At 23.3% G+C, this 1,863-nt stretch carries 2 protein-coding genes; one reads left to right on the forward strand and one right to left on the reverse strand.

Annotated features, from left to right (window positions below; translation table 11 throughout):
- Positions 1–277: 277 nt before the first annotated feature.
- Entirely contained in the window at positions 278–1,282 is a 1,005-nt protein-coding gene (tsaD, locus tag KHD59_RS02340; protein WP_004994752.1) for a tRNA (adenosine(37)-N6)-threonylcarbamoyltransferase complex transferase subunit TsaD, read from the forward strand.
- A 39-nt stretch (positions 1,283–1,321) separates the two neighbouring features.
- Here the strand turns inward: tsaD and KHD59_RS02345 are convergent, their stop codons facing one another.
- On the reverse strand, positions 1,322–1,627 hold the full coding sequence (locus tag KHD59_RS02345; RefSeq protein ID WP_213680514.1) for a hypothetical protein: 306 nt from the start codon (positions 1,625–1,627) through the stop codon (positions 1,322–1,324).
- Positions 1,628–1,863 lie beyond the last annotated feature (236 nt).

The following is a 1,863-nucleotide window of genomic DNA, read 5'->3' on the forward strand; positions in this document are numbered from 1 at the left end:
TGTAAAATAATATTTTTATATTAAGTTTAATTGTTATTTTTGTTTTATTTCTCAATAAAATTAATTAAAGTATAAAATTAAATATTCTAAATTTTTTTTATTTAATTAAAAAAATATTTTTTAAATAAAAAATCAATTAAATTTCTCATTGTTTTTAAAAAAATATATATTTAAAATATGAAATTATTTTTTTAATTTACAATGAGATTAACTATTTATTTAATATTTATCAATAAATAGAAAAAATATAATAAATATAAAAAAAGGTTTTCTAATTATGATTATTTTATCTATTGAAACTAGTTGTGATGAAACTAGTATCGCTATTACTCAAGATGGAAAAAAAGTATTAGCAAATGAAACTTGTTCGCAAATTAAATGTCATCAAAAATATGGTGGTGTAGTTCCTGAAATAGCTTCTAGAAAACATTTAGAAGTGATAACATATCTTTTACAAAAAACTTTTGTTGAAGCAAAAATAAACCCTAAAAATATAGATTTAGTAGCAGTAACTCAAGGTCCAGGATTAATAGGATCGTTATTATTGGGTGTTAGTGCTGCCAATACTTGGTCTTATATTTATAAAAAACCTTTAATGGGAGTAAATCATTTAATGGGTCATATTTACTCTGTTCAAATAGAACATGAGATAGAATTTCCTGCTTTAGCTCTAATTGTTTCAGGAGGACATACAGAATTAATTTATTTAAATAATCATTTTGATATACAGAAATTAGGAGCTACTTTAGATGATGCTGTTGGTGAAGTTTATGATAAAGTTGCTAAAAATTTAAATTTAAATTATCCTGGTGGTCCTATTATAGAAAAACTCGCTCTTAAAGGCGAATCTGTTTTTAAATTAACATTACCTTATATTAAAAATAATAATTTGGATTTTAGTTTTTCAGGATTAAAAAGTCAAATTATTAATTTAATCAATCAAAATAGTCTTAATATGTCTAACAAATTTATTTATGATATATGCGCTTCTTTTCAAAAAGTAGTTATTGAGGTTTTATTAATTAAAATAAAAAGAGCTTTAAAAAAATTTCCTACTAAAAACTTAATTTTAGTAGGAGGTGTAGCTTCTAATGCTAGTTTAAAAAAGAGATTTTTTCAAGAATTTCCTGATTTAAGATTATTAATTCCAAGTGTAAAGTTTTGTACAGATCAAGCTGCCATGATTGGCATTGCAGCTTATTATCAATACAAATTCAAAAAGCCTAAAGAATTGTATAGTTATAATTTAACAGGATTAGCTGATTTAAATTCTTTTTTTTAATAACTTTTTAAATAATATTGTAATTATTAAAATTAAACTTTAAAAAAAATATTTAGGAATATATTTATATTTTTGGATAGGTTCATAGTATGCAATCCATTCGTGATTATAATTTGTGACTATAAAAGGTTCTGTGGTGATAATTTGTCTTTGATCTAAATACACACCGTTTTTAATTAATCTTATCAAATAATCATTTAAAATAATTTTTTGATAATTTTTAAATAAAATTTTAATATCTATTAAATTAGATAAAGAAATTTGATTCATTAAAGTAGCTTTTTGTAGATCATATATACCAATTCTAGTTCTTTTTAATTCTTTTAGTGCACCATAAGTATTCATTTTTTCACCAATATCTCGAAATACGGATAGATTAATTGCGTTTTATTCAGCGATTTATCTTTGCTGTTTTATTTACAATCAGCCCCCGTCCAAACCGGACAAGCAAGTTTCCCAGCATCCGGCTTTCCATAATTTACTCTCTTGCGAGAACTAATTTCCCCTCACGGTTGATTAGCTATTTATTCTTATTGTTCTTATTATTTCTGATATCGTGTATTTGTTGATTGGTTACCTTT

It is taken from the genome of Sesame phyllody phytoplasma (assembly GCF_018390775.2).
Classification (GTDB): domain Bacteria; phylum Bacillota_I; class Bacilli_A; order Acholeplasmatales; family Acholeplasmataceae; genus Phytoplasma; species Phytoplasma australasiaticum.